Origin of the sequence: Virgibacillus natechei, from assembly GCF_026013645.1 — a bacterium.
GTDB lineage: Bacteria > Bacillota > Bacilli > Bacillales > Amphibacillaceae > Virgibacillus_L > Virgibacillus_L natechei.
Genome location: NZ_CP110224.1, coordinates 2,856,418 through 2,881,521, shown reverse-complemented (window position 1 = coordinate 2,881,521; position 25,104 = coordinate 2,856,418). Strand labels below are relative to the sequence as shown.

The window sequence follows — 25,104 nt, the reverse complement described above, 5'->3', positions numbered from 1 at the left end:
CGAGTAAAAAGGAGTTTTGCATGATGACAAAACAAATTCATTTGAATGGATTTATTCAAAATTCACCTTCCCCGCATTCCATGGGATTGTGGAAGCATGAAAAGGATCAAGGTGCAAATCACAACCGTTTAGCTTACTGGACAGAAACAGCCAAGATCTTAGAACGTGGTAAATTTGATGCGCTCTTTATAGCGGATGTACTCGGGACCTATAGCGTATACGGAGGAAGTCATGATGCGGCTGCCCGGCATGCCGTCCAGCTTCCAGCACATGATCCATTAATTCCTATTTCCGCAATGGCAGCCGTCACGGAAAATCTGGGCTTTGCGCCTACGATTTCCGCTACATATGCACAGCCTTACGCACTGGCACGTCAGTTGTCGACGCTTGACCATTTAACTGGGGGGAGGGTCGCATGGAATGTAGTGACATCCTATCTGGAAAGCGAAGCAGTCAATCTGGGGCTTACGAGCCGTCTTCCTAAGGAGCTCCGCTACGACCGTGCGGATGAATTTCTGAATGTTGTCTATAAATTATGGGAGCATAGCTGGGAAAACGATGCCGTTGTTTCTGATAAAGAAAAGGATACCTTTGCAGATCCGGATAAAGTACATTTGATCGACCATGAAGGCGAGTTTTTCAATGTGCCAGGCCCGCATCTGGTAGAGCCGTCACCACAGCGTACGCCGGTATTATTCCAGGCAGGAGCTTCGCCAAAAGGAAGAGATTTCGCGGCCAAACATGCCGAAGCAGTTTTCACAAAAAATCATTCACTAGAAGCGTTGAAAGCATATGTTGCAGACATACGAAAACGAACGCAGGAACAGGGAAGGAAACCTGAGGATGTACTCGTTTCCCAGTTGATTCTGCCGATTATTGGATCCACGGAAGAAGACGCTTATATGAAATATGAAGATTTGACCAATCATGTCAGCTTTGAAGGTACAGCATCACTTCTATCGGGTCATACGGGGATTGATTTTTCCAAATATGATCCAGATCAATTCATTGAGGATATGGACACAGAGGCGGTTCAGGGAAATTTGGATCTATATACAAAAGACCCGAATAAAAAATGGACCCTACGAGAAGCCGTCAAAAATCATGGGCTAGGAAATGGTACCGTAAAATTTGTCGGAACGCCGGAACAAATTGCGGATCGTATGGAGGAGTGGTCGAAAGAAGGGGATGTGGATGGGTTTACGATTGCCCAAGCCTATTCACCAGGTACCTATCGTGAGTTTGTTGACCATGTAGTGCCTGAATTGCAGAAGCGGGGTATCTACCGACAGGAATATGAAGGAAAGACCTTAAGAGAAAATATGTTTGGAAAAGGAAATGTCCATCTGCCGGATAATCATCCTGCGAAAAGGGTTGGCGTTGTTCAATGAAATAATTGGTAAAGTTAGAGTCTACCAATCAGTAAGAAATGGAGGATATTATGTTTACAGTTTATTGGATTGCCATCGTCATATTTTGGCTTGTGGGATTGGTAATATGGAATAAAATCTACCCAAAACAAAAACAAAAAGGCGGGAAAAGTTGATGCTGGATGATAATAATACATTAGCATGGCTAGTTTTAGGAGCGTTGTTTGGATATTTTCTGTTAACGACTTGGCTAGGAAAGCGAGGTTCCGTTCATAGCAAATCGATGAAAGGATTTGCTATCGCGAAAGGAAAGGTGAGCCCCTGGATTGTTGGAATCAGTTTCGGGGCAAGCTATGCAAGTGCAAATCTGTTTATAGGTGTGCCTGGGTGGGCATATACATATGGTGCACCGGTTCTTTGGTATTCACTGGGATGCTTTGGTGTCTCATGGATAGGCTTGCTTCTTTTTGCCAAAACGTTCTGGGAGCAGGGGCAAAAAAAGGAAGGTAGCCTCACGTTACCACAATGGCTGGGGATTCGATATCAAAGTAAGGCATTACAGGTAATTGTTGCTGTGTTGATTTTATTCAACATTTACTACATTGTTGCTCAAAATGTTGGTTTAGCGACCATGTTTGAAACAATTATTGGGATTCCATACACGTGGGGAATAATTATAGGAGTAACCATAACTATTGTATACGTGAGTATGGGAGGTGCTTTTGCACAGTTGATCACGGATGGCATACAAGGGATGGTCATGTCAGTTATTTCCGTTCTATTGTTTATTTCAATGTTATGGTCCATTGGAGGGGGATGGAATGTTTTAGGCAACTTGCAAACGCAGATGGGTGCAATCGACGGAAGTATGCTGGCTTCTACTTCACAGGACGGCCCGTTTCACAGTGTATTTGCTATTTTATCCATTCAATGGCTGTTATTCAGTTTTGCTCTCCTTCCCCATCTGATGAATAAAGTGCTAACTGTAGAGAAAAAAGAGGATTTACGTAAGTTTACGTTGTCTTCTGGAATAACTTTATTTGTACTATCAACGTTTTCTGTATTTGCCGGTATGGCTGCACGTATTACGGTCCCAAATCTGTCAACTCCCGACAGTGCGGTACCAGCTTATATAATGGAGGTTTTTCCTACCATTCTAGTAATATTGCTGCTTGTAGGAATTGTTTCAGCTATCTTATCCACGACAGATAGTCTGTATCTTGGCATGACAACAAGCATTGGTAACGATCTTTATAAAGTGCTCGTGGTTCCGATTCTTTACAAAAATAAAGATACTTCTATAAAAAATTTGGATCAAAAATCCGTACGTGTGTCACGGATTTCACTGATCGTTATTGGTGGAGTCTCGTTATACATGTCTATTGATAGACCAGATTCGCTGGCGTTGTTAGCTCAAATTGGCACCTCAGCAATCCTAAGTGGGATCGCGGCGCCCATTACGCTAAGCTATTTTTGGAAAAAAGCGCATCGTACAGGTGCATTGGCATCCGTAGTGTTGGGGCCAACTTGTTTTATTTTTCTAGTAGGAACAGGGATTAATGAACAGGTGTTTGAAGCAATGTTTTACAGTTCGCTGTTGGGCTATACCGCCATGATATTCATCAGCGTCCTGGCTCCGTATTTAGAAAAACAAAAGAAAACCTATTATTTGAAGCGACACGCTAGATAAGGAGGAGGTTGCTTCCAAAAGGTACCTAATTAAAAGCAGTTTAACAAATAAATTCTCCATTGCGTGTGGTGACTTTGAACATCCGCTTAATGGTAAAAATCGCAAGTTAACTAGAAACTATTCGTTTACTGTGCATTTAATTTTGTATAGGGACGAATAGTTTTCGTTTGATAAAATTCACCCCGGTAAAGCGACATTACTCCAAACTCATCGCGAATACGGCACGCGTCCAAACCACCGATACCGTCGCTTCGAAATAAAGCGATAAGCGGGGTCGCCAATATTTTTAGCGAACGGCAGATGCATCAATACGGCCAGAGGGATTGTGACGGGCAGAAGGAATAGAATTTTTCGTATGGTATAATAGCCTGTCAGAACTTTCTTATCTCTAGTGTACATATAAATTTCATCGTACATATTTTTGTAACGATTGATTCTTTCCCTTGTCTCCTCGTTGACTTCTTGCAAAGGTGCCCAGTTGATTTTACCCAGCCAGTCAAGCTTTTGCAATACAGCTTTTACAGCTCGACATAGGGGACATTCTGCATCGTAAAACACGATATGTTTATCCATGGGAAGGTCTCCTTTTTAGATCGAGATAGAGTCTTCTTCTAATGGTATAGTATAGCATATAATTGCTAAAGCAGTCCCCTAATAACAATTTCGGATTATTCCTCTACTGGGATCAGTTGAACTGGTGCTGCTGTTTCAATTTGATCCCCCTCTTCAGCAAAAAACACGTGATCACCACTGCCCCAGTCATCACCAAGTATCGTATTGACCTTGAGTGATCCACTAGAACTATATACGACAAAATTAGAGCCTTGACCTACATTCGTCGCTTGATAACGCCCGGGCGGTACATCAGAACCAACAATAAAAGTCCCTGAAATGAGCTCAATTGGATCCTCTTTCTTCTTGGCAATACCTGTCTCTAGCTGCTCCAGTTCCGATTGCTTCTTTTCAATGTTCACAGTTATTTCGTCTAATTCTGTTTCCTTCTCATCTAAATTTTCCTCAAGCTCCGTCTGTTTCTCATCAAAATCTCCCTGCAGGCTATCAATTTCCCCTTGTATTTTCTCCTTTTCACCGATCATCGCAGTTGCTTCCTCAACCTCGGATTGCATGGCTTTAACTTCTGATTGTTTTTCTGCGAGTTTATCTTGCTCCTCAGCTTCCTCCTCCTCAAGTTCGCTTATGTTTGTTTCCAGTTCGCTAATCATAGCAACCAGATCATTATAGCTCACTTTTTCCTCATTTATCTTTGTGCTCGCCGATGCAAAAACTCCAGTGAAAGCAATTGATACTAAAAAAAGCGCGCTTATAACCATCCATAGCTTGTTGCTTTTGAAGAAATTTTTCATCGAAACGCTCCCTCAGGAGGAAGCATGGAATGGGGCTTTTGCTTCCTCTAGTAATAGTAATAACTTCCCCTACAGCAAATCCGATAAGCATACCCAAAATCCCAGCAGCGATCCTGGCTACCCGCCTTACCACATCGGCAGTCTCCTGATATATACGTATGTATTGGGCAATTTGTCCTATTCATTTATTTGGTTGGTTGGCGAAGGGAGCAAGCGAATCGTCCCCATGCTTCCTATATGAAAAAAACTGTTAGACCTTATATAAGGTCTAACAGCTTAAATTTAATTACGATGGCGACTATTTATCCTCAACCGTCTCATCTTCCAATACAGGAGGGAAAATGGTCGGTATACCTAGAACTTTCCCTGTTATAAACGAAGTGATTTGCGTAGATTCTGTTAATAGGGGGTAAGCCAAATGATCGATATCCCCTTTTTTAACAATCTCTTCCAATTGTGTTGCAGTTAAATCCTTTTCAGCCTCGACTGAAAAAATGGCTTCTATCGCCAAGTTTAATTCTAACGCTCCAGTTACATTTTCTGTATATTCTACAACTATTTGGTTCCGTTCTTTGTTAAATTCAAGTATTTCAATGTGATTCGTTCTATCTATCTTGCCACCATCTTTTTTCCGTTCAGTCGATAGATTTACCAGTTTGATATCTTCTAAATTTAAATTTAGTTTCAATTCATTTTCAGCGATGATAATACACCCTTTCATAAGTATGTACCTGCGATGTGCTTGTTACCTATTACTAAATAAATTTTACTTACCATTTTAATAGAAAAGATCAACTGAATTCTGGTAGCATGAGGATTCTTTTCGTGTATTTGCATGCGAATGGAAAAGATGGACTCTAGTTTTACACACGTAAAAAAGTGATTACAACTCGTTGGGTATAACATTTGAGATTATGCTTTTTATAAAGAAAACCACCGCACACCTTGGGAAGTGGACGGTGGTTTTTCTGTGCTGCTCCGAACTTGTGGAATGCTACATTTTTAAAACGGAAATCTATTTGTAAGATCTGATAATATACTTGATATGATTACCTCGCCGAGGATATAGAAACCTAAACCAATAAAAAGTAAGGTAATCAGGCTAAAATAGATTTTTTGTCCTTGATTGTTAACTTGTGATGATTTTTCGAAAACATACAAAACTGGTATAAATAGAAATGTGAAAATAGATGAAACAGCCAATGGCGCAAATACTAAAAATGGAGACCCGGCCAAACCGCCAATTACTGCGACAATATTTAATGCAGTAAACGGTACAAGTAATCCTCCGTACTGAGAAATGACTGTTTTAAATAATTCTTGGCTCTTGGCTAGCCTCGTTATGGCAAATGTAATTCCGAAAGTGATTGCCAAGAAAGCAACAATTGCTAAAGTAAATTTGAAATTGAATTCAAAGAACGATGGATCGAGTGGCCCCATAAATGAATTCGAAATAAAAAAGTAAATACTTAGTGAGAAAGCCAATGCATATAAGGCCATCGTAACGAGCCCATTTATAAAGTGATCCTCCCCTGAACGGAAGGAATCAGTTGGGTTTTTTATTAACCCTAGAGCATAAGCCCAATAGTCACGAAGTCCATTCTTTATCGTTTCCGTTGTTTGTTGTGCTTGCGGCTCCACTTGTGGTGCAGGCTGAGATTTAGCAGCGGTGGCAGCAAATTGTTCTGTACCAGCATTTATTTCTCCCTGTTGCTGATTGTCACCTTGGGCAGGTTGTAAACTTCCCCCACAATTGCCACAGAATTTCCCTGACTCTTGATTCTCGCTACAACTCGAACATACTAGCATGATAAAACTCCCCTTTGTCCCTATTGTCTATCTCGATTTGTCTCCTCGTACGTAATTTCCGTGATTTTGTATGTTTCATCTTCCATGATGACCGTGTAAACTTTTTCACGGTCATAATCCGTTACATCATCGAGGTGGTTGGTAAATGTAAATAATTCGTTCGTTGTTACTTCAACGGTAGATTCATCGACATCCTCAACATCTAAAATTTCATTTGATGTAAAGTCATAGTGATAGTCTGTATCTTGTAGGTCGCCGATGTATGTACGCAATTCGTCATCCACTTCACTGCCGCTTTTCAGGAATGGTTCAATGGAATTGAAGTCTTTATTATTTACTGCATCTTCATAGGCATCTCGAAAATCCAGGACCATTTCTCCTGCATCATCATTTTCTATTTCCGCTGAAGCTAGCTCCGTTTCTTCTTGCAAATCAGCTTCATCGAAATAAAATGAAATTCCACCAAACATACTGCTGTCTTCAGGTGTTACGGTTTCGGATTGGATCATTGTACCAGCTGAATTTTCCCACTCCGCATACATTTCGATGTCGCTATCTTCTGGAAAAGGTCCTAATTGATCAAGTTCGTTTAAAGATAATTCGGTATCATTTCCATTAACAAAAAGAGTGGCTTCTGGCATGTTTGTGTTAAAACCAAATGTATTGGTCGCGAATTCTATGGCTTGATTGTGCTCTGCAGCTGCATGGATGATCATCGTATTTTCGTAGGTGAACGATCCAAAATCATTCTGCGCAGCACCTGAAATTGTGTATGTACCAGGGTAGATGTTAGCAAATTCTTCTGGTTCTTCTGCTTGGATCGTTTCTGACTTATCCGAAACGGTGATCTCTGTATCTTTCATGGATGATGATACAGTCAGTTTTGTCGGGATTGCCTCTAATGAATACGTGCTATAAAGTCCGAAAACCAGTGGCTCCGTCTTAACGGTAAAAAGTTTTTCGCCATCTCTGCTGTGAATTGTTTGATCCAGTGGCGAAGGATTCTCCTCCTGATCATCCAAAATCTGTACATATTGCTCTCTCGCTCCATCCCATTCATTATCTCGTATATAGTGAAAATAACTTTCCTCATCCAGGATTGCAGATTCGACAACATTCACGTGATTTATGAATGCATCGATGTCATTCCCAGACACAGTACTATCGATAGCCTGTAGATCTTTCATCGGATCAAAATAGGATGACAAAAACTGATGGGTTCCAAAAAGTAATAGAATAATTCCGGTGGCTAAACCGATCAAGATTTTTGTGCGTTTGGTCATTGGTTTTCTTGGTTGACGGTCACTCCGAGTCTGCTGCTCTACAGGTTGTGTTGGTACGTTTTCAGGAGTCGTTTTGCCGGCAATTGTATGATCTTCAGCTGGTGATTGCTTTACACCACACTCGGTACAAAAATGTTGATCTGCAGTCAGTTTCGTTCCACATGCTGTACAATAATTCATTCCCTTATCCCTCCCTTTTTAAGAAAATTCAACCATGCCTAATTACCTACACTTGTATATTATAGCAAAAGAAGTAATTTTTGGAAGGGGTATTTTGAAAAATCTTCAGTATATATTGACATGATTCTTTTGGATTGGTACTATTTTACTGGTTAACAAAAACTACCAAACATCATGATTTGCCGAAAATTACATAGGAGAAGTTTTGTATCCAAAAATAGAAAGGTAGGTGAATACACGAAGTTCGTTGTTTTATGTTCGAAAATAAAAAAGAATAGGAGAATGATAACATTGGGAGAGTTACTCGTTTTATTAATTGGACTAATACTAATACTTATTGCAGTTGGAGTTTATTTCGCTCCTTCAATCGTAGCTAAAGTTCGCAAACAGACGAACTTTAATTCAATTTTTGTTTTGAATCTATTTTTAGGCTGGTCATTGGTAGGTTGGGTTGTGTCTCTAGTATGGGCAGTCAAAAAAGAAGAAGCATAGTTTCAATTTTATAACCTCTTAAGAGTTCTTAAGAGGTTTTTCTGATTAGAAGCGTTGTACATATAGGGGGGATTCTATGAAATTTTGCAAAGAATGTGGGCAGGAAGTAGAAAATCATGATTTAAAATTTTGTATGAACTGTGGGGCGTCTTTAACTGCTAACTCGTTGAAAAAGGAGAGCGCTTCCTCTAATTTTGAACCAGAGAAAAAGGCTAGTGTATCCGATAAAGACCAGCGATCTGTACCTAAAAAACCAGTGTCCAGAAAACAAAAGCGAAATCGGATAATAGCTTCATGGATAGTAGTTTTGTTCATTTGCTTGTATTTTATTGGAGCACATTTCACGTCACAGGAACGATTGATTAATAATTTTACAGATGCGATTCACGAAGGGGATGCTGGAAAGCTTGCCAGTACGTTATCATTTTACGAATCGGATGAAGAAATAGACGGATCAGATGTAGAAGGATTTTTGGCTTATTTGGAAGAAGATCCTGAAGTTGCACGGCGTATTCTTGATTCTTTGCAAGATCAAGCTGAATGGTTACATGAAGGGGAGGAGCGACCCTTGAAAAAGGAGGAGGCGATAGTGCAATTCTTTTCTTCAGAAAACAATGAAATGGTGATGTTGCAAGAGGGAGATGGCTTTTTATTTTATGATACATATGAACTGTTGGTTGAGCCTGTATATGTGACGCTTGGTACGAATGTTAATGGGACGGTGTTATTTTCCGGAGAGGAAGAAGTTGCAGAGGCCGATTCTAAGGATTATAGCTATGAACTGGGGCCATTAGTACCGGGCATTCATACATTTAAAGCAGTGAGCGAAACAGAATTGATCGATTTGGTAAAGGAAGAACAGGTTACATTAATGCATGCTGGAGAAAGTGTTAATTTAAATCTGGATGCTAGTTATGTTCAATTCGATGTACCTTCTTTAGGAGATCTGGAAAGCCGACTTATTGTGAATGATGAGGAAGTTGACTTTACTATTTCATCTGATGCGGAATTTGGCCCGGTAACATTAGACGGAACAACGGCGTTGGCAGTTGAAATGGATTTTCCATGGGGCACGATGACAACACCGAATCATGAGATTACCGATCGCACTGTTCCGGTATCTTTTATGATTGATGAGGAGCTGCAGGGAACGATAGACGAAGCATTACAGCATTATGTTGATGGTTATTTAGTAGGCTGGCAGGAAAACGATATTTCTCATGTGGATTATTTATCCAGTAATTTATTGGAGAGTTATGAGGAGGAATTTAACTACCATCATATAGATAGCGACGCTTTTCATGATAAGCAAATGCTCGGGATGCAAATGGATACGGAGAATACCGAGCTTGAATTTGTCGATGGGAATTATGTTTTAAGCGTACTTGTCAGAGAGGAAACTCTTGTATCGCAATACGCGGATAATACCGATAAAGACGCCAATGAGCAATCAGATTTTTATCGATATGAATTTTTATATGAAGATGATTGGGCCGTATATGATAAAAGCCAAGTTCGAAATATGGATCTGGTAGCACCTGTTGACTTAGAAGTTCATTCAGATCTCTATACCGTTCAGGGTGAGGAAGCAGAAGAACAGGATAGTGAAGTCGCAAGTGCGGCGATATTACATGAAGCTGATGAAGATGCGGACTCAAACGTTGAGGAAGTAACCCTAAACTATGTTTATCAATTGGTTGAGGCAATTAATACCAATGATTATGACAAGGTTCGTCCATATATAAAAGACGGAAGTGAGTTAGATGAGATGCAAACTGATTTAGTTGAACGCCTTGATGAAGCTGGCATGACACAAGAGGTGTTGAACGCTACTGTTACAACGATTGAAGAAACGAACGGGCGGTGGTTAGTAACCACAGATGAAACAATCAAGGAAATTTATGCCAGCGGGGAAGAGGAAGTGAATGATTACACCTGGACATATACGGTTGAAGAAGATGGCGATGGTGTGTCTTTGAGTACGATTGAGTGATCGTTTTAGAGGGGGAGAGGTTTGATGAGAAAGTATTATTATGGGATGTTGAAAACTTTTCTGATTTTGTACGAAGGGAGGATGCGGTAATTTTTCATTTTCAGCCTTACGCAGTCGCATTCGGCGGGGATGGTTGAAGTGGAGTTTAAGCATGAGGAAATGGAAGATCTATAGGAATGGTTGTTCATGCCTTAATCCCTCATGATACCTGTTTCTGCCCTTCAAATAAGAGCCGGCAACTGATAAACTAGAAGTAGCCTTTTGAGCAGCTGATACATTATTTCATGTATAATAGCTTATAAGATTAAGGAGTCTTCCACATGACATTCAGACAAATACCAAGATTAATCGAAACAGGACTAGTAGCATTTCTGGGCGGCTTTTTATTTTATCTGGCAAATTTTCCTCTACCATGGGTATTAGGGGCGGTAACGTTTATCATGCTGTGGCAAGGTATTACAAATCGAGAAGCGCTTATCCCGATTTCCATACGAAATACGGGATTCGTTATTTTAGGGATTTATTTTGGTTTATATTTTACAGCAGAAACATTCCAAACGATCTTACCCTACTTCATCCCATATATTTTATTTACCTGTGTGCTTATTTTACTAAGTATTTTGCTTGGCGTTCTTGTTTCCAGGTGGGTCAATGTAGATAAGGTTACTAGCGTTTTCTCCATTATTCCGGGTGGGCTGACTGAAATGGCGATTGCCAGCAGGGATATGAATGCCAACGCTGGATTGGTTGTTATTTTTCAGACCATACGACTTATTACGGTGCTTTTTACAGTCCCAGCTTTCATGATGTTTGTATTTATAGAAGGTGGTCAACAGGCATCGAATCAAATGGTTACAGAAGCGGCGAATGTCGAGTTGTGGAATTATTTATGGTTTATTATTCCAATAGTAGGGGCGTTATACATTCGTCATAAAATCCCTGCAGGAATCATTATTGGCGCGCTTTTACTGACAGCTATTTTGAATGTTAGCCCAGCAGAATTGGGCGTCGTTCCTCCTGTATTAATGAATGCTGCTCAAATAGTAGTTGGTGCGAGTCTAGGGAAAAATATTTTATTTCGTGATTTGAAATTAGGCGGAAAATATTGTTTTATTTATTTCGGTTTAGCCATCATTCTCATCATCACCTCGTTTGGTCTGGCCATTTTATTAGCAAATGTTACGTCATTAGATTATCCAACAGCGATTCTAAGTCTTGCTCCAGGTGGGTTGATTGAGATGGTTTTAACGGCATATACGGTCGGTGGAGATCCAGCTATTGTAAGCGCCCTGCAACTAATGCGGATTTTGGTAATTGTGATTGGTGTGCCACCTTTCTTGAAATGGTGGTTTAACAGAAAGCGTGAAGGGAAGGAGGTGTCGTGATGGGATTGTCATATGCATACATCCATCGATATGAAACGTTTGGTAAAAAAGAAGAAATAACGGATCTTTTGGTGAGGGTCGAGCACGAATTTACCCCCAAATTATCGGTATGGACATGGGAAAAAGGGAACACCATTCGGGAGAAGATGGCTCATTATTTCAAGCCTGATAGCTCTATGTTGTTAGCTATTGATGACGAAACGAATCACATAGCCGGACTCTTCCATTTACGAGAGGATGACGCAAAAGGAGAGATGATCCATTATTCGCCTAACCTGAAAATCGAAACTATTATAGTAGCGCCTCCGTATAGAGATAGAGGGGTTGCCACTTCTATGTACAAAGAAGTGCATCGAATGAATAAAACTTATTTTAAAAAGCCATTTATCGTAAGTGCTACATGGGAGGCGAATGATAAACAGCACCACCTATATAAGAAAAACGGGTATGAACTTGCTTTTGTATCAACCTACCCACAAGATGATCGCTTGAAGCGTTATTATTATGTAAAAAAGCATGAATTTGTTCGGTAGAAATCACACAGCGAATGTCAACTTTTCTACTACTAACTTTTCTGCATTTGGATCAGCAACTGCTGATAGGCGGCAGCTTCTTCTTGGTAATTTAATTCATTATTTATTTTAGCTAAATATTTTACAGATTCAAAAGCTTGTGGATTTAGCTCCACTTTCCATTTAAAGCAATCAATTGATTTCTCTAATTGGTTAAAGTGAATATATAATTCACCAAGCTCAAATTGCCGATCAGGATCGTCAGCCAATGTTTGCATTTTTACGAGTTTCTGTTCAACGGGAAGGTGGAAAGCTGCTTCATGAAAGGGAGCGAACCAATCGAGAATTTCGCTAAACTCATAATCTTGGAGAAAGGATGAAACAAATGGAAAAACCAGTCTCTCTAGTGTTTGTGGGTTGTTGTTACTAAGGTTGAGCAGTCGCTTATTGGAAGTCGTGAAAAAAGAAGCCATATGGTTATAATCGGCTTGTTCAAGTTGTGTGATCAACGTCGCTAATTGTTCCTCTTTTGGTAGGATATCGGTTGTAAGAATGAACGTAACCATGTCATTTGGTTTTCCGGATGCGAGTAGATTGGTTATAAAAGCCTCTTGCACGATAGGGTGGTTGGAAGATTGATTGATTTCCTGTAATAGCTTCATTTGTTCTTCACTAGGCAGGTGCTGAAGCATCGTTTGAATAGAGGTAAAGTTAGCTTGCGAAAAGGAATGCTTCAGCACGTTTATTCGTATCGCAAGCTCATCCATCCAGCGATTCTGCTCCATATATAATTCAAGAAGTATACCTGTTTCCGTGTCCTGGTATAAGTTATCAAAACATAGTGACTCGAATTGAATAGGATCCTTTTTCGATAACTTTTCCAAATCCTTATAGGTTTCTTTATATTGTTTAAATTGCGGTCCATTAAACATATCCATTGCAAAACGATCTGTCGGATCATAGTTTAAATAAACGTTTAACACTTGATATGCTGCAAATGTTTGGCCGTTTCGCTGGTAACGTTTGAATGTATCTTTGAGTGATTGTTTAATGGAATCAACGGACATGAAAGAATCAAAGAACGTATGGATAAGGGTGGTTTCGATTGGAGAAAAGGTTTCTTGTACTTTTTTAATCATGGGTTCAACATGAAGAAAAGGAAAGTTTTTTTGCTGTCGGATTAAGTGTTGAGCTAATGGGTGCGACCCTTTGTAGACAATACCGTTCGTAAATGCGCGATGAACATAGGTGTCAGCGGTTATATTAACTGCATCTGCTTTTGCTCCGGTTAAGAAATAATCTTTATAAAAGAATAAATAGTAATCATTAGCCTGTTCATCTATTGCTTTTATTATTTTGCTTTGTTTATATAGTACGACCTGTTCTGCAGTTAGAGTGAAATTCTTTTTCTTTATTTGAGCTTGAAATTGTGTCTCTTTCATCGATAATTCCCCCTCTTTCCTATTCATTGTACCATGGCCATTCCATTTCCCCGAATTTCATACTTCGGAACCTATCTCGTATGCTGGGTTTAACTTACGTCTTGTTCCTTCAGTGTATTTGCGATTGCTTCTGTTAATTCTTCCGTCATATTTGGGACGTAAGATTTTAAGACTGGATTGATCACAGAGCCTTTCATACCTTTTGCAGTAATATCAAGGTTCCCTGTCATTTTAGTCGTTGATTCATCTATTGTTTGTGCTTCGAAATATCCATTTCCTGAGAACTTCTCATTCAATCCCGTTAAGTCAAATGTTACCTTTGTTGGTTTCTGCCATTTTGTAATATCTATCTTCAGGCTTATTTTTCGGTGAAGAATACCCAGATCAACATGGAATGTCCATGTGGACTGGCTATCATTTAAAATGTCGTGATCGATATAACCAGGTACTAATGGCGCCCACTTATTCATATCACGAACGAATTCCCAGATTTGTTCGATAGGAATTGTTAATTCTGTAGTGTGCGTTCCGCTTGGCATTGGAAGGCCTCCTTCATACATAAAATCTATTAATTAAATTATACGTCAATTATGGGGGGAGAGACAAGCATTATCAATTCTATTATTTAACTTTCATCCTAATTAGTGTATAAACGTATTATATTGACCATTCGCATTTAACCTGAATAATTGGTTACCGTTTCTGTGAAAACTATACAAGATGTCTGGTATTATATAGTAGAGGAGTAATGACATGGCAAATGAAAAAAAGGGGTCAACGAATGAGGCCTTAACACATCAAGGTACAAAAAGGCGAGCGAGAACAATAATGGGTTCAGCATTCCTGATGGCAACATCTGCAGTTGGCCCTGGTTTTTTAACACAAACGGCAGTGTTTACGGAAACGTTATTAGCGAGTTTTGGTTTTGTCATTTTGGCTTCCATTATGCTGGATATTGGAGCTCAATTGAATGTTTGGCGCATTATCGCTGTTTCCAAAAAGTATGGACAGGATATTGCAAATGCTGTACTTCCGGGATTAGGCTTCGTGGTCGCTTTTTTTATTGTAATTGGGGGACTAGCGTTTAACATTGGCAATATTGGTGGTGCAGGACTTGGGACGAATGTATTATTTGGAATTGATCCCAGAATTGGTGCTGTCATAACGGCTGCCATTTGTATTTTTATTTTCTTATCAAAAGAAGCAGGGGCAGCAATGGATCGTATGGTATATGTGCTTGGAAGTGTTATGATCCTTTTGATAGGTTATGTGATGATTGTAAGTGACCCACCTATGGGAGAAGCATTACATCGCACGGTAATTCCTTTAGAGATCGATTTTTATGCAATAATCACAATTGTAGGTGGAACGGTTGGTGGCTATATTACATTTTCAGGTGGTCACAGGCTTTTAGATGCAGGAATATCGGGTGAAGAAAATGTAAAAGAAGTGACGAGAGCATCCGTATTCGGCATTTTGGTTGCTTCGATTGTTCGGATTTTTCTGTTTCTGGCTGTTCTTGGTGTTGTTTCTGCTGGGGTTGCGCTTGATCCAACTAATCCCGCAGCTTCTGTCTTTCAGCATGCAGCTGGTACAGCAGGCTACCTTATCTTTGGCATGGTATTATGGGTGGCGGGGATTACATCCGTTATCGGTGCAGCATATACATCCGTGTCATTCCTGAAATCGTTCCATAAGAAGATTGAGGAATACAGTAAAATTTGGATTATTAGTTTTATTTTATTTTCCACACTTGTATTCGCATTTTTGGGAGAGCCAGTTACGCTTCTCGTTCTTGCAGGTGCGGTAAACGGCCTGATTTTACCATTAACGCTTGGTTCAATTTTGTTAGCTGCCCATAATAAGAAAATCGTCGGAGATTATAAACATCCGATTTGGTTAACCGTTTTCGGTGCGATAATCGTTGTCATGACGACGTATTTAGGGATAAATACATTAATGTCGATGGTACCGCAATTATTTTAACTAGAGGTATGCTTCAATCACGTATTTAATTTCATTTCAGGTGGGGATTTTATGTTTGAAGTAAGCACGGTCGGGGACAGGGGATTACGTATACAATTTGGCGAAACGATCTCTCCCGACACGAATCAGCAGGTCAGGATTTTCTGCATGCTTCTTGAAAAAGAAAGAATCACTGGTGTTGTAGAATGGCTGCCGACCTATACGGCAATTTCGATTTTTTATGATCCGTATGTTATTTCATATGATATCTTGAAGCAACGTGTACTCGGTATGAAGGATAAGATTTATCATACAGATTTACCTGCGGCAGAGGTCATACATATTCCAGTGTGTTACGGAGGAGAAATGGGACCTGACCTTCTAACGGTAGCAGAACAAAATGGATTGGATGAACGTGACGTCATCTCCATCCATTCGAATAAAGATTATTTAATTTATATGATAGGTTTCACACCAGGGTTCCCGTATTTAGGCGGGATGTCGGATGAAATTGCCACGCCCAGGCTTTCTGAACCACGCCCAGCTATCACACCAGGATCGGTCGGAATAGCGGATCAACAAACAGGCATCTATTCAATGGAAACGCCAGGAGGATGGCAGCTTATCGGGAGAACGCCATTAAAATTGTATGACCCAACCAGCGCTTCACCCATTTTATTACAGGCTGGAAATTATATTCGGTTTTTCCCAGTATCAATGGAGGAATATAAAACTATTGAACAAAACGTGCAAAATGGAAGTTTCACCCCTCATACCGAGACGTTACAGGAGAAATAAGCACATTCATTAGGGGAGAGGTTTTAGATGACAAATTATATCGATTTAAATACGGATCTAGGAGAAAGCTACGGTGCTTATAAAATTGGGCAGGATGATTTAATAATGCAATACATATCTTCCGCTAATATTGCCTGTGGTTACCACGCTGGTGATCATAATGTCATTCATCATACGGTAAAACAAGCAATCGAAAACAAGGTCGGATTGGGAGCACACCCAGGTCTGCAGGATCTAATCGGCTTTGGACGTAGACCGATGACCGTAAGTTCGGATGAATTATATAACCTTATAATCTATCAAGTTGGAGCTGTACAGACCTTTGCTCACTTATATAATAACGAAATCAATCACGTGAAACCGCATGGTGCTTTATTTAATATGGCAAGTCAAGATAAAGAAATGGCACATGTTATTGCACAAGCTGTGTATGATATCAATCCGAGTCTCATTTTATTCGGTTTATCTGGTGGTCAACTCGTGAAAATGGGGAAAAAGGTAGGATTGCGTGTAGCAGAGGAAGTGTTTGCAGACCGAACCTATCAACCAGATGGATCGCTGACAACAAGAACAGAAGCAAATGCGATGATTGAAGATCCCGGCGAAGCGGTAAGTCGTGTGATTCGCATGGTAACAGAAGGAAAAGTAGAGACGGTGGACGGATCTGATATACCGATTAAAGCTGATACGGTTTGTGTGCACGGAGATGAGGACAAGTCACTGGAATTTGTAAAGCAATTACGTGATGGATTAAGGAAACAAGGTATAGAAATAAGAAGAGTAGGGACTTAATATGGTAAACACGGTGTTTGAAGTAATAAAACCAGGACTTGCCACTTCTGTTCAAGACTTAGGACGTACGGGTTTTCAGCAGTATGGCGTCGTGGTATCAGGAGCAATGGATGATTTTGCGCTCCAGGTCGGAAATAGTTTAGTTGGCAACCCGCGCGCGGCAGCAGGGCTGGAAATCGTCATCATGGGGCCGGAACTTCGTATTATCAAGGATACTGTTCTGGCAATTTGCGGGGCGGATTTGTCACCAAAACTTGACGGATTGGAAATCCCATTATGGACATCTATTTTTGTAAAAGCTGGACAAACATTACAATTCGGTCAATCAAAAGACGGAGGCTATGCTTATATAACTGTGGCAGGCGGTGTGGATACGCCGATTGTTATGGGAAGTAGAGCAACCTATACCAAAGCGGAATTGGGAGGTTTTCACGGCAGGAATTTACAAAAAGGCGATCGCTTAAATAGCGGCAATTATTTGGAGGCTTCATTAAAAAGGCGTTCAGGGCTTTCTTTATCTCCTGGAATGATCCCGAATTACAAGGCAGACGGAAAAATAAGAGTTGTATTAGGACCTGATCACAAGGCTTTTGATGAGCAAAGTACACAAACTTTTCTCTCCGAAAGCTATCAGGTAACAACAAAATCAGATCGTATGGGGTATCGACTGACTGGACCGAAACTATCTCATGTGTTCGGTGCGGATATTATATCAGATGCTGTTTTTCCAGGGACGATTCAAGTACCGGCAAATGGAGAACCGATTATCTTGCTCGCCGACCGTCAAACGACAGGCGGGTATACAAGGATTGCTACGGTTATTTCTATAGATCTGCCACATGTGGTTCAATCCCTTCCAGGGACGAAAATCCAATTTGCAGCTATAAGCGTTGAAGAGGCACAAGCGTTGTATGTGCAGCAGGAGAAGTTGTTGCGGATTCTGAGTGTGGGTGCTTATAAATAAAGGAGCGAATTTAAGAAAAACGAATTATATAGAGGGAGGAAACAAAATGAATGAAGATGTAGAGCAGGTTAGAAAATCCATACGTATGGGTGAATGGTCAAAACCGACGACGGGTTTGGCCTCAGGATATACGCAAGCTAATCTAGTAATCCTGCCTAAGAAATATGCTTTTGACTTTCTCTTATTTTGTGTTCGTAATCCAAAATCCTGCCCGCTACTCGAAGTAACAGATGCAGGATCTCCAACCCCTTCTAAGATTGCGGCAGGTGCTGATTTGCGGACGGATGTCCCGAAATACCGTATTTATCAAAATGGTAAAATGGTAAAAGAAGAAACGGATATATCCAGCTATTGGCGTGATGATTTCGTTTCCTTTTTAATTGGATGCAGTTTTACGTTTGAAAAAGCGCTTCAAGATAACGGAATCCCGCTTCGTTATATAGAAGAAGAGCGAAACGTATCGATGTACCGCACGAATATTCCATGTGAATCCTCTGGCATATTCAACGGTCCAATGGTCGTTTCGATGAGACCGATGAAACCAGCAGAGGCAATACGGGCTGTACAGATCACATCACGATTTCCGAGTGTTCATGGTGCCCCTGTTCATATTGGTGATCCGGATGCAATCGGAATTACAGATTTAGGCAAACCTGATTATGGAGATGCTGTTACTATACACGAAGGCGAAGTACCAGTGTTCTGGGCATGTGGTGTAACACCCCAAGCTGTTGTAATGGATAGTAAACCAGATATTGTAATAACACATGCGCCTGGGCATATGCTGATTACGGATATGACAGAAGAAGAGCAAGCTGTGTTATAAAATATATTCTACTTGCAAGTAGCAATCAATTAGATTACTATTTTAATTGTAAACGATATCTTTTAAAATAACAGAATATTTATAACAAAAATTAAAAAGGAGTTGTTTTCTATTTTTGCCAATTTGACCCCACTTGACTGGAAACGCCGAGCTGTAAAATACTACTCGGAAAAGACAGCAGTCATCGATGAAGACAAGCAGTTTACATATAAGGAATTTGGTCAACGGACAGACCAGCTTTCGATTGCGTTACATGAAGCGGATATCCGTCAAGGTGATCATGTTGCAGTAATGCTGCCAAACACCCACTATATGCTCGAAAGTTTCTATGGAATCTGTCAGCTTGGTGCTGTAATGGTCCCTTTGAATTATCGGATAACAGCAGAGGATATGGAATATATTATTAAGCACAGTGATGCGAAAATGCTGATTGTTGACGAAGCGTTTAGTGGTCCGATTAAGGAAATAGAAGACAAGCTTTCTTTAGAAGAAATTATTATTGTATCTGTAGAAGGACAGGAGACGGATTTACAAGGATTGGATTATGAGGCATTCCTGCAAAATATTCCTGAGAATGCATCACCACCTGAGGTTGAAATTGATGAGAATCAGCTTCTAACGTTAAATTATACAAGTGGAACGACTTCAAAACCAAAAGGCGTAATGCTGACCCATCGCAGTAATTACCTCAACGCGGCTAATTTTATGTATCATCTCGGTGTCAGTAATGATGATGTCTACCTGCATACATTGCCAATGTTTCATGCGAATGGATGGGGAGGTGTATGGGCTATTACAGCGGCAGGCGGAACCCATGTCTGCTTGAGGAAAGTGGATCCGCCACATATTCTCGATTTATTTGAAAAACAAAATATCAGTTTATTATGTGGCGCACCAACTGTGGTTAATATGCTTGTGAATGAGCCAAAAGCCAAGCAAACAACTATTAAAACGACGCCACGTATGGCTACAGCGGGAGCACCTCCAGCCGCGGCTCTTATACAAAAAGCACAGAAAATACTCGGATTAAATATGATTCATGTGTATGGCCTGACGGAAACCTCTCCTTTCATACTTTATAATGAGTGGAGAAAGGAATTCGATTTGGAATCGGCAGATGAACAGGCAACGATTAAAGTAAGGCAAGGAATCGAGCTGGCCTTTAACGGCGAAACAAAAGTTGTCCAACAAGACGGGCAAGAGGTCAACTGGAATGGAGAAGAACTAGGTGAAATCATTACCCGTGGAAACGTTGTGATGGAGGGCTATTATAAGGACCCCGAAAAGACAGCAGAATCAATCAAGGATGGGTGGTTCTATACCGGTGATTTGGCTGTTACCTATCCTGATGGCTATATTGAAATACGGGATCGTGCCAAGGATATGATCATTTCTGGTGGTGAAAATGTTTCTTCTACTGAAGTGGAAGGTGTACTGTATAAACATCCCGATATAATGGAGACAGCAGTCATTGCCATACCGGATGAAAAATGGGGAGAGGTACCCAAGGCAATTGTCGTGTTGTATCCCGAGGCGAATGTTACCGAAGAGGCAATTATTGCATATTGTCGGGATGAGATGGCGCATTTTAAAGCACCAAAGGCAATTGAGTTCGTGGATTCTTTACCAAAAACAGCAACAGGTAAGCTACAAAAATTCCGTTTGCGGGAGATGTACTGGGACGGATCGAAGAAAGTGAATTGATAGGATATATAAGATGAGAGTCTGCTAGCATTATTTTTGATATGTTACAGACTTTTTGAACTAGAAAGCCCATAGTTTTTTCCCCGTTCGGTAGCTGCATCAGAGAGTTTATGTAAAAAATAGCCTGGTCTTATTTCTGAACACAATCTGATAGTATATCGCTGATAACCAAGTAAGATATATCAATAATTGCTAGCTTCCATGCAAGTTTTATCGCATCGGAGCTAGCACTTTTTATGTTCACAAACAATAGAATATAACCGCCTATCAGTCTTCGTAAACATATGATAAAATAGTTTAATGTTGGCAGTGATGAGTAAGGGATATGATTGGTATCACATATTCGGATTAACCGCATCTGTTGGATGATCTTGAATAATATCCCGCGCCTAACAATATAGATATAGTAGAACGAATTAGGAGCTAATACACATGAACGCACGTATCAAATGGGGATTAAGAATTTCCATTACGATTTATGCACTTTTACATTTTATTACCTATTTTTATGAAAGAGAGATATTACTATTATTCTTATCCATTAGTGGTTTCTTTCTATTTTTATTTGCTGTAATCACGTTTACGATTAGAAGAATCAAATTACCCTTTACGCTCTTTTTGGTAGGGATAGCCATTTTGATCTTTTCGAATGGGTCGATTGTAGATGGGATATTAAGTGGTCTGTTGCAAATGCGCGAAATGATCGGCTTGCTAGTTGTTATACCAATGATCAGCTGGGTGTTGAGAGAAGAACCTTATATGGAAGCGATCATGGGATTTGGAAATAAATTACTGAACACAAGCCGTAAATTCTATTTTGGCATGCTTTCGTTTACGCAGATTATCGCTTATTTTTTGAACTTTGGTTCCATACCGATGATGTATCAATTTGAGAATATGGTGTTAAAGAATGAAAAGGGAGAAGCATGGGAAAATTTTAAAGGAACATCAGTCTTGCGCGGATTTGCTCTTTCAACCATGTGGGTGTTGAGTATTCCAAGTTTTATATTTGTGGTGGAAGCAATGAATGCTTCCCTTTGGATCTCTATTTTACAGGGGTTAGGAGTTTCGATTTTCGGGGTTATATTGGCCGTTGTTTTTTCTCGCTTTGAAGAAAAGAAGTACGGGGTTGATTTAACAGCTGGCTTACGGACGGAGATCGATGAGGTAATAAGTCAAACAACAGACGTGAAACAAAGGAATAAAAGGGTGCTCGAGTTTGCCATCTTATTTATTTCGTTATTTGGAACCATTTTTCTATTACATTCGATCCTAGCAGTAGAGCTTCTTGTGCTCATACCTCTGGTCGTTGTGCTTTGGATAGGTGTATACCACCTAGTGAAAAAAAGAACCAAACAATTGAAGAAAGATGCCAAAACATATGTGAAAACAGACATGATCAGGCAATCCTATCAGCTTTCTGTCATGCTAGGCGCAGGCATGATGATTTCTGCTTTAAACCAGACTGGATTTGCGCCTTTCGTTGTGGATGGTATTTACATGTTGCAAGAGACGCTACCATTTATTAATGTGTTATATTTCCTACCATTTATGGTTATTATTCTAGCATTTTTCGGACTGGGTCCATTGACCGTCATGGTGTTGATCGGTGGGATATTAGGAAATCTATCCCTTCCCTATCCACCAGAGTTGATTGTCTTAACCGTAACATCAGGAAGCGCCATTTCAATTATGTTGTCACCATTGATTATGCCTGTGATTGTTTTAAGCGGCAATAATGGTCTAAGTCTCATTAAAAATGGGATAAAATTTAATTGGAAGTATTCGGTCGCGCTTTATGTAATGGTTCAGATTTATGTGCAGCTAATGGTTCAGGTATGGTAAATGACAAAACGAGTGGACGTTCATGAGCGTCCACTCGTTTTGATTGATGAGTCACGTAACTAGTTCTTAGACCAAATCGTTTCCACTTTCACACCAGCATCCCAATGAATTCAGCTTGCACAAATAACCTCAGTCTAGTAATATTCAGAATAATTATTCTGGATTTTTTTATACTCAACCAGACCATATACAAGAATGGGAGGAATTAACGTGAGCGGCAAACATGATTTCCCAGTAATTTACCCGATCATCGTACCAACTTCATCGAGCTTAGCGACATTTAATTTTTACCTTGTGAAAAATCAGGGGACGTTGATGCTAATAGATGCAGGGGTAGATTCACAGAAATGCTGGGATTATTTTAATGATGTATTACAGAAGAATAACTTTAAATTGAAGGATATAGATAAAATTATTCTCACGCATAGCCATCAGGATCATACCGGGTTAGTTAATCGAATACTGGATCTACATGATGTACGGGTTTATGCACATCCAGATGCGATCGTTCGGTTGCAACGAAATGAAGCTTATTTAATGAAGCGTATTGCATTTTTCCAATCGTTTTATGCAGAAATGGGATGCGGCGAACGAGGGGAAAAACAAGTAGAGCTATTAAAAAGGCGGGCAACGGAAAATAAATCTCAATCCATACAGGTTAAAATTACGCCATTAAAAGAGGGTGACAGTCTGGATGGTTTTCAGGTGATTGAAACGCCTGGACATTGGCCGGATCATATTGCGCTGTATCATCCGAAAACCGGTATATGTTTAGCAGGCGATCACCTGGTTGAACACATCTCCAGTAATGCCTTGATCGAACCTGATGGAGAAGGAAGAAGACTGTATACATTACAACAATATGAAAATGCACTGAAAAAATGCCAATTGTATGCATTGACTACCGTCTACCCAGGACACGGAGAAATCGTGGATGATCCCGCTGTGCTTATTGAAGAAAGATTGCACGGAATAGAAAGGAAATCAAAGAAGATAAAAGATGTTATCGCGAGAATCCAACCTTGTACAGCCGCTCGAGTTGCTAAAGAATATTATAAGAAAACGTATGACATTGAATTTTCATTGGTAATGTCAGAGATTGTTGGGCATTTGGATAGGCTGGAAGGATTGGGTGAGGTAGAGAAGCGGGAAAAAGATGGCATTTGGGAGTATGGTGTTAGTGGAGATTGAACAGGTGAAAACGTAGGAACAAATGCGTATGACCGCTGGACGTCCGTCCACGAGCGCTGGACAAACGTGCGTGATCACGGAACAACCGCACATGAACGCGGGTTAAAAACAAGTGACCGTGGAACACCCGCCCACGAGCGCGGAACAAACACAGAAAGTAGATAGCCCCTAACGAAATTTCAGAATAAATGATATAATGGTAAAAAAGTGAAAAGGGGAAATTCACATGTCAAAAGAAAAAATGGCGGAGATAAAAAATTCGATCAATCTCCCAGTTATAATGGCACCAATGTTTATAGTTTCCAGTCCTAAGATGATTATCAGGGGATGCGAGTCAGGCATCATTGGAACTTTTCCAGCTTTGAATGCACGAACTGGTGATATTTTGGAAGATTGGATGGAGCAGATTAATTCGGAATTAGAAGAAGCAAAAAAAGAAAATCCTCATAAAAAAATCGCGCCGTGGGGAATCAACTTTATAACACATCGCTCTAACAAGCGTTATAAGGAAGATCTCAACCTGATTAGCAAATATCAACCGCCAATTGTGATCACATCGCTTGGGGATCCAAGTAGTGTTGTTGAAGTTGTACATGAATATGGCGGCATCGTTTTCTCTGATGTCATCAATATTAAATTTGCGAAAAAGGCGATTGAAAAAGGAACAGATGGCTTGGTCCTGGTATCAGCAGGAGCTGGTGGGCATGCTGGTACTCTCAATCCAATCGCTTTCCTGCATGAGGTCCGGGAGTTTTGGGATGGTCCAATCGCATTGGCAGGAGCGCTATCAAAAGGTGAAGACATTCTGGCAACAGAGGTACTAGGGGCTGACTTTGCCTATATGGGTTCACGGTTTATTCCAGCAATAGAAAGTGCCGCAGTCGATACATATAAAGAGATGACAGTTGATTCTTCAATAGAAGATATTATTTATACGGATGCGTTTAGCGGAGTGAATGCCAATTATCTTATTCCAAGTATCGTTCATTCAGGAATGGATCCTGCTAATCTTGAGAAGAAGAAAGAAATAAATTTTAATGAATTAAATGATTCAAAAGCAAAAGCTTGGAAAGATATATGGGGGGCAGGACAAGGTATTGGCTCAATAAATAAGATCCAAACTGTTTCCGAGATAGTTGACGAACTGCAGGTATCGTATGATGAGGCAAAAGCTAAGGTTGCAGGGAAAGATGGGACATAGACATAGGGACAGGTTCCTTGTCCCCCTGATAAGCAAAAAGACCTCAGGTTTTGAGGTCTTTTTGCTCGCACGCTCGAGCCACCAGCACCCTCAGGTCGAGCAACGGTTTTCAAAATTATCCCTGGCGCTCGAGTTGAATTTCCTCTCGCTCGAGTAGAAACGTCTGATGCTCGATTGAACCATCCTCCCGCTCGCTCGAGCACCAACAGCACCAGATCGATCGACAGCACTGTCAAGTCGAGGACGCGACTTCATTCTTCTGGACAATCAACCCAGCACAGGTAGACCCCCATGAGCT

Annotated in this window: 22 protein-coding genes; 15 read left to right on the top strand and 7 right to left on the bottom strand. The window is 40.4% G+C overall.

Going from position 1 to position 25,104, the window contains the following annotated elements:
* The first annotated feature begins 20 nt into the window (after positions 1-20).
* Entirely contained in the window at positions 21-1,391 is a 1,371-nt protein-coding gene (locus OLD84_RS14775) for an LLM class flavin-dependent oxidoreductase (RefSeq protein WP_209464202.1), read from the top strand.
* A gap of 154 nt (positions 1,392-1,545) precedes the next feature.
* Positions 1,546-3,060 (top strand): sodium:solute symporter family protein, encoded by a 1,515-nt coding sequence (locus OLD84_RS14770; RefSeq protein WP_245301653.1) that lies wholly within the window; start codon positions 1,546-1,548, stop codon positions 3,058-3,060.
* A 207-nt stretch (positions 3,061-3,267) separates the two neighbouring features.
* Here OLD84_RS14770 and OLD84_RS14765 read toward each other — a convergent pair whose 3' ends face one another.
* From OLD84_RS14765 to OLD84_RS14745, 5 genes are all read right to left on the bottom strand, one after another.
* A complete protein-coding gene (locus OLD84_RS14765; RefSeq protein WP_209464204.1) occupies positions 3,268-3,633 on the bottom strand; it encodes a thiol-disulfide oxidoreductase DCC family protein in 366 nt (121 codons plus the stop codon).
* A gap of 95 nt (positions 3,634-3,728) precedes the next feature.
* Positions 3,729-4,424: a hypothetical protein gene (locus OLD84_RS14760; RefSeq protein WP_209464205.1), complete on the bottom strand. Its 696-nt coding sequence runs from the start codon at positions 4,422-4,424 to the stop codon at positions 3,729-3,731.
* Between the two features lie 298 nt (positions 4,425-4,722).
* Positions 4,723-5,145 carry a hypothetical protein gene (locus OLD84_RS14755; RefSeq protein WP_209464206.1) on the bottom strand — a complete coding sequence of 141 codons (423 nt, stop codon included), beginning with the start codon at positions 5,143-5,145 and terminating at the stop codon, positions 4,723-4,725.
* 281 nt (positions 5,146-5,426) lie between these two features.
* Positions 5,427-6,233, bottom strand: a complete 807-nt coding sequence (locus tag OLD84_RS14750; RefSeq protein ID WP_209464207.1) for a hypothetical protein — start codon at positions 6,231-6,233, stop codon at positions 5,427-5,429.
* 20 nt (positions 6,234-6,253) lie between these two features.
* Positions 6,254-7,696, bottom strand: coding sequence for a TcaA NTF2-like domain-containing protein (locus tag OLD84_RS14745; protein WP_209464208.1), 1,443 nt, complete (start codon positions 7,694-7,696; stop codon positions 6,254-6,256).
* Positions 7,697-7,987: 291 nt separating this feature from the next.
* Between OLD84_RS14745 and OLD84_RS14740 the strand changes: the two genes are divergently transcribed.
* From OLD84_RS14740 to OLD84_RS14725, 4 genes are all read left to right on the top strand, one after another.
* Positions 7,988-8,188 carry a superinfection immunity protein gene (locus tag OLD84_RS14740; RefSeq protein ID WP_245301654.1) on the top strand — a complete coding sequence of 67 codons (201 nt, stop codon included), beginning with the start codon at positions 7,988-7,990 and terminating at the stop codon, positions 8,186-8,188.
* A 76-nt stretch (positions 8,189-8,264) separates the two neighbouring features.
* Entirely contained in the window at positions 8,265-10,181 is a 1,917-nt protein-coding gene (locus tag OLD84_RS14735) for a zinc ribbon domain-containing protein (protein ID WP_209464210.1), read from the top strand.
* Between the two features lie 320 nt (positions 10,182-10,501).
* Complete coding sequence (locus tag OLD84_RS14730) at positions 10,502-11,566, top strand: AbrB family transcriptional regulator (protein ID WP_209464211.1); 1,065 nt, start codon at positions 10,502-10,504, stop codon at positions 11,564-11,566.
* Positions 11,566-12,099: a GNAT family N-acetyltransferase gene (locus tag OLD84_RS14725; protein ID WP_209464212.1), complete on the top strand. Its 534-nt coding sequence runs from the start codon at positions 11,566-11,568 to the stop codon at positions 12,097-12,099. Before OLD84_RS14730 ends, OLD84_RS14725 begins: the two co-directional genes overlap by 1 nt.
* 32 nt (positions 12,100-12,131) lie before the next feature.
* On the opposite strand, the gene OLD84_RS14720 is transcribed toward OLD84_RS14725, so the two are convergent.
* Positions 12,132-13,520, bottom strand: coding sequence for a tetratricopeptide repeat protein (locus tag OLD84_RS14720; protein WP_209464213.1), 1,389 nt, complete (start codon positions 13,518-13,520; stop codon positions 12,132-12,134).
* Positions 13,521-13,609: 89 nt separating this feature from the next.
* Positions 13,610-14,059 carry an SRPBCC family protein gene (locus OLD84_RS14715; RefSeq protein WP_209464214.1) on the bottom strand — a complete coding sequence of 150 codons (450 nt, stop codon included), beginning with the start codon at positions 14,057-14,059 and terminating at the stop codon, positions 13,610-13,612.
* Positions 14,060-14,348: 289 nt separating this feature from the next.
* Between OLD84_RS14715 and OLD84_RS14710 the strand changes: the two genes are divergently transcribed.
* The 9 genes from OLD84_RS14710 (at position 14,349) to OLD84_RS14670 (ending at position 24,806) form a co-directional block, all read left to right on the top strand.
* Complete coding sequence (locus OLD84_RS14710; RefSeq protein WP_209464225.1) at positions 14,349-15,506, top strand: NRAMP family divalent metal transporter; 1,158 nt, start codon at positions 14,349-14,351, stop codon at positions 15,504-15,506.
* A gap of 51 nt (positions 15,507-15,557) precedes the next feature.
* Positions 15,558-16,283: a 5-oxoprolinase subunit PxpB gene (gene pxpB / locus OLD84_RS14705; protein ID WP_209464215.1), complete on the top strand. Its 726-nt coding sequence runs from the start codon at positions 15,558-15,560 to the stop codon at positions 16,281-16,283.
* Between the two features lie 27 nt (positions 16,284-16,310).
* Positions 16,311-17,075, top strand: coding sequence for a LamB/YcsF family protein (locus OLD84_RS14700; RefSeq protein WP_209464216.1), 765 nt, complete (start codon positions 16,311-16,313; stop codon positions 17,073-17,075).
* A 1-nt stretch (position 17,076) separates the two neighbouring features.
* On the top strand, positions 17,077-18,039 hold the full coding sequence (locus OLD84_RS14695) for a 5-oxoprolinase subunit C family protein (protein ID WP_209464217.1): 963 nt from the start codon (positions 17,077-17,079) through the stop codon (positions 18,037-18,039).
* Positions 18,040-18,085: 46 nt separating this feature from the next.
* Complete coding sequence (locus OLD84_RS14690) at positions 18,086-18,865, top strand: putative hydro-lyase (protein WP_209464218.1); 780 nt, start codon at positions 18,086-18,088, stop codon at positions 18,863-18,865.
* Positions 18,866-18,976: 111 nt separating this feature from the next.
* On the top strand, positions 18,977-20,569 hold the full coding sequence (locus tag OLD84_RS14685) for a long-chain-fatty-acid--CoA ligase (RefSeq protein ID WP_209464226.1): 1,593 nt from the start codon (positions 18,977-18,979) through the stop codon (positions 20,567-20,569).
* 432 nt (positions 20,570-21,001) lie between these two features.
* Positions 21,002-22,414: a hypothetical protein gene (locus tag OLD84_RS14680; RefSeq protein ID WP_209464219.1), complete on the top strand. Its 1,413-nt coding sequence runs from the start codon at positions 21,002-21,004 to the stop codon at positions 22,412-22,414.
* A gap of 210 nt (positions 22,415-22,624) precedes the next feature.
* Positions 22,625-23,605 (top strand): MBL fold metallo-hydrolase, encoded by a 981-nt coding sequence (locus OLD84_RS14675; protein ID WP_209464220.1) that lies wholly within the window; start codon positions 22,625-22,627, stop codon positions 23,603-23,605.
* Positions 23,606-23,831: 226 nt separating this feature from the next.
* Entirely contained in the window at positions 23,832-24,806 is a 975-nt protein-coding gene (locus OLD84_RS14670; protein WP_209464221.1) for an NAD(P)H-dependent flavin oxidoreductase, read from the top strand.
* Positions 24,807-25,104: the final 298 nt, after the last annotated feature.

Bases quoted from the DNA above. Each gene is read 5' to 3' on its own strand.
- OLD84_RS14775 (WP_209464202.1), top strand. From the start codon at position 21: ATGATGACAAAACAAATTCATTTGAATGGATTTATTCAAAATTCACCT.
- OLD84_RS14770 (WP_245301653.1), top strand. From the start codon at position 1,546: ATGCTGGATGATAATAATACATTAGCATGGCTAGTTTTAGGAGCGTTG.
- OLD84_RS14765 (WP_209464204.1), bottom strand. From the start codon at position 3,633: ATGGATAAACATATCGTGTTTTACGATGCAGAATGTCCCCTATGTCGA.
- OLD84_RS14760 (WP_209464205.1), bottom strand. From the start codon at position 4,424: ATGAAAAATTTCTTCAAAAGCAACAAGCTATGGATGGTTATAAGCGCG.
- OLD84_RS14755 (WP_209464206.1), bottom strand. From the start codon at position 5,145: ATGAAAGGGTGTATTATCATCGCTGAAAATGAATTGAAACTAAATTTA.
- OLD84_RS14750 (WP_209464207.1), bottom strand. From the start codon at position 6,233: ATGCTAGTATGTTCGAGTTGTAGCGAGAATCAAGAGTCAGGGAAATTC.
- OLD84_RS14745 (WP_209464208.1), bottom strand. From the start codon at position 7,696: ATGAATTATTGTACAGCATGTGGAACGAAACTGACTGCAGATCAACAT.
- OLD84_RS14735 (WP_209464210.1), top strand. From the start codon at position 8,265: ATGAAATTTTGCAAAGAATGTGGGCAGGAAGTAGAAAATCATGATTTA.
- OLD84_RS14730 (WP_209464211.1), top strand. From the start codon at position 10,502: ATGACATTCAGACAAATACCAAGATTAATCGAAACAGGACTAGTAGCA.
- OLD84_RS14725 (WP_209464212.1), top strand. From the start codon at position 11,566: ATGGGATTGTCATATGCATACATCCATCGATATGAAACGTTTGGTAAA.
- OLD84_RS14720 (WP_209464213.1), bottom strand. From the start codon at position 13,520: ATGAAAGAGACACAATTTCAAGCTCAAATAAAGAAAAAGAATTTCACT.
- OLD84_RS14715 (WP_209464214.1), bottom strand. From the start codon at position 14,059: ATGCCAAGCGGAACGCACACTACAGAATTAACAATTCCTATCGAACAA.
- OLD84_RS14710 (WP_209464225.1), top strand. From the start codon at position 14,349: ATGGGTTCAGCATTCCTGATGGCAACATCTGCAGTTGGCCCTGGTTTT.
- pxpB (WP_209464215.1), top strand. From the start codon at position 15,558: ATGTTTGAAGTAAGCACGGTCGGGGACAGGGGATTACGTATACAATTT.
- OLD84_RS14700 (WP_209464216.1), top strand. From the start codon at position 16,311: ATGACAAATTATATCGATTTAAATACGGATCTAGGAGAAAGCTACGGT.
- OLD84_RS14695 (WP_209464217.1), top strand. From the start codon at position 17,077: ATGGTAAACACGGTGTTTGAAGTAATAAAACCAGGACTTGCCACTTCT.
- OLD84_RS14690 (WP_209464218.1), top strand. From the start codon at position 18,086: ATGAATGAAGATGTAGAGCAGGTTAGAAAATCCATACGTATGGGTGAA.
- OLD84_RS14680 (WP_209464219.1), top strand. From the start codon at position 21,002: ATGAACGCACGTATCAAATGGGGATTAAGAATTTCCATTACGATTTAT.
- OLD84_RS14670 (WP_209464221.1), top strand. From the start codon at position 23,832: ATGTCAAAAGAAAAAATGGCGGAGATAAAAAATTCGATCAATCTCCCA.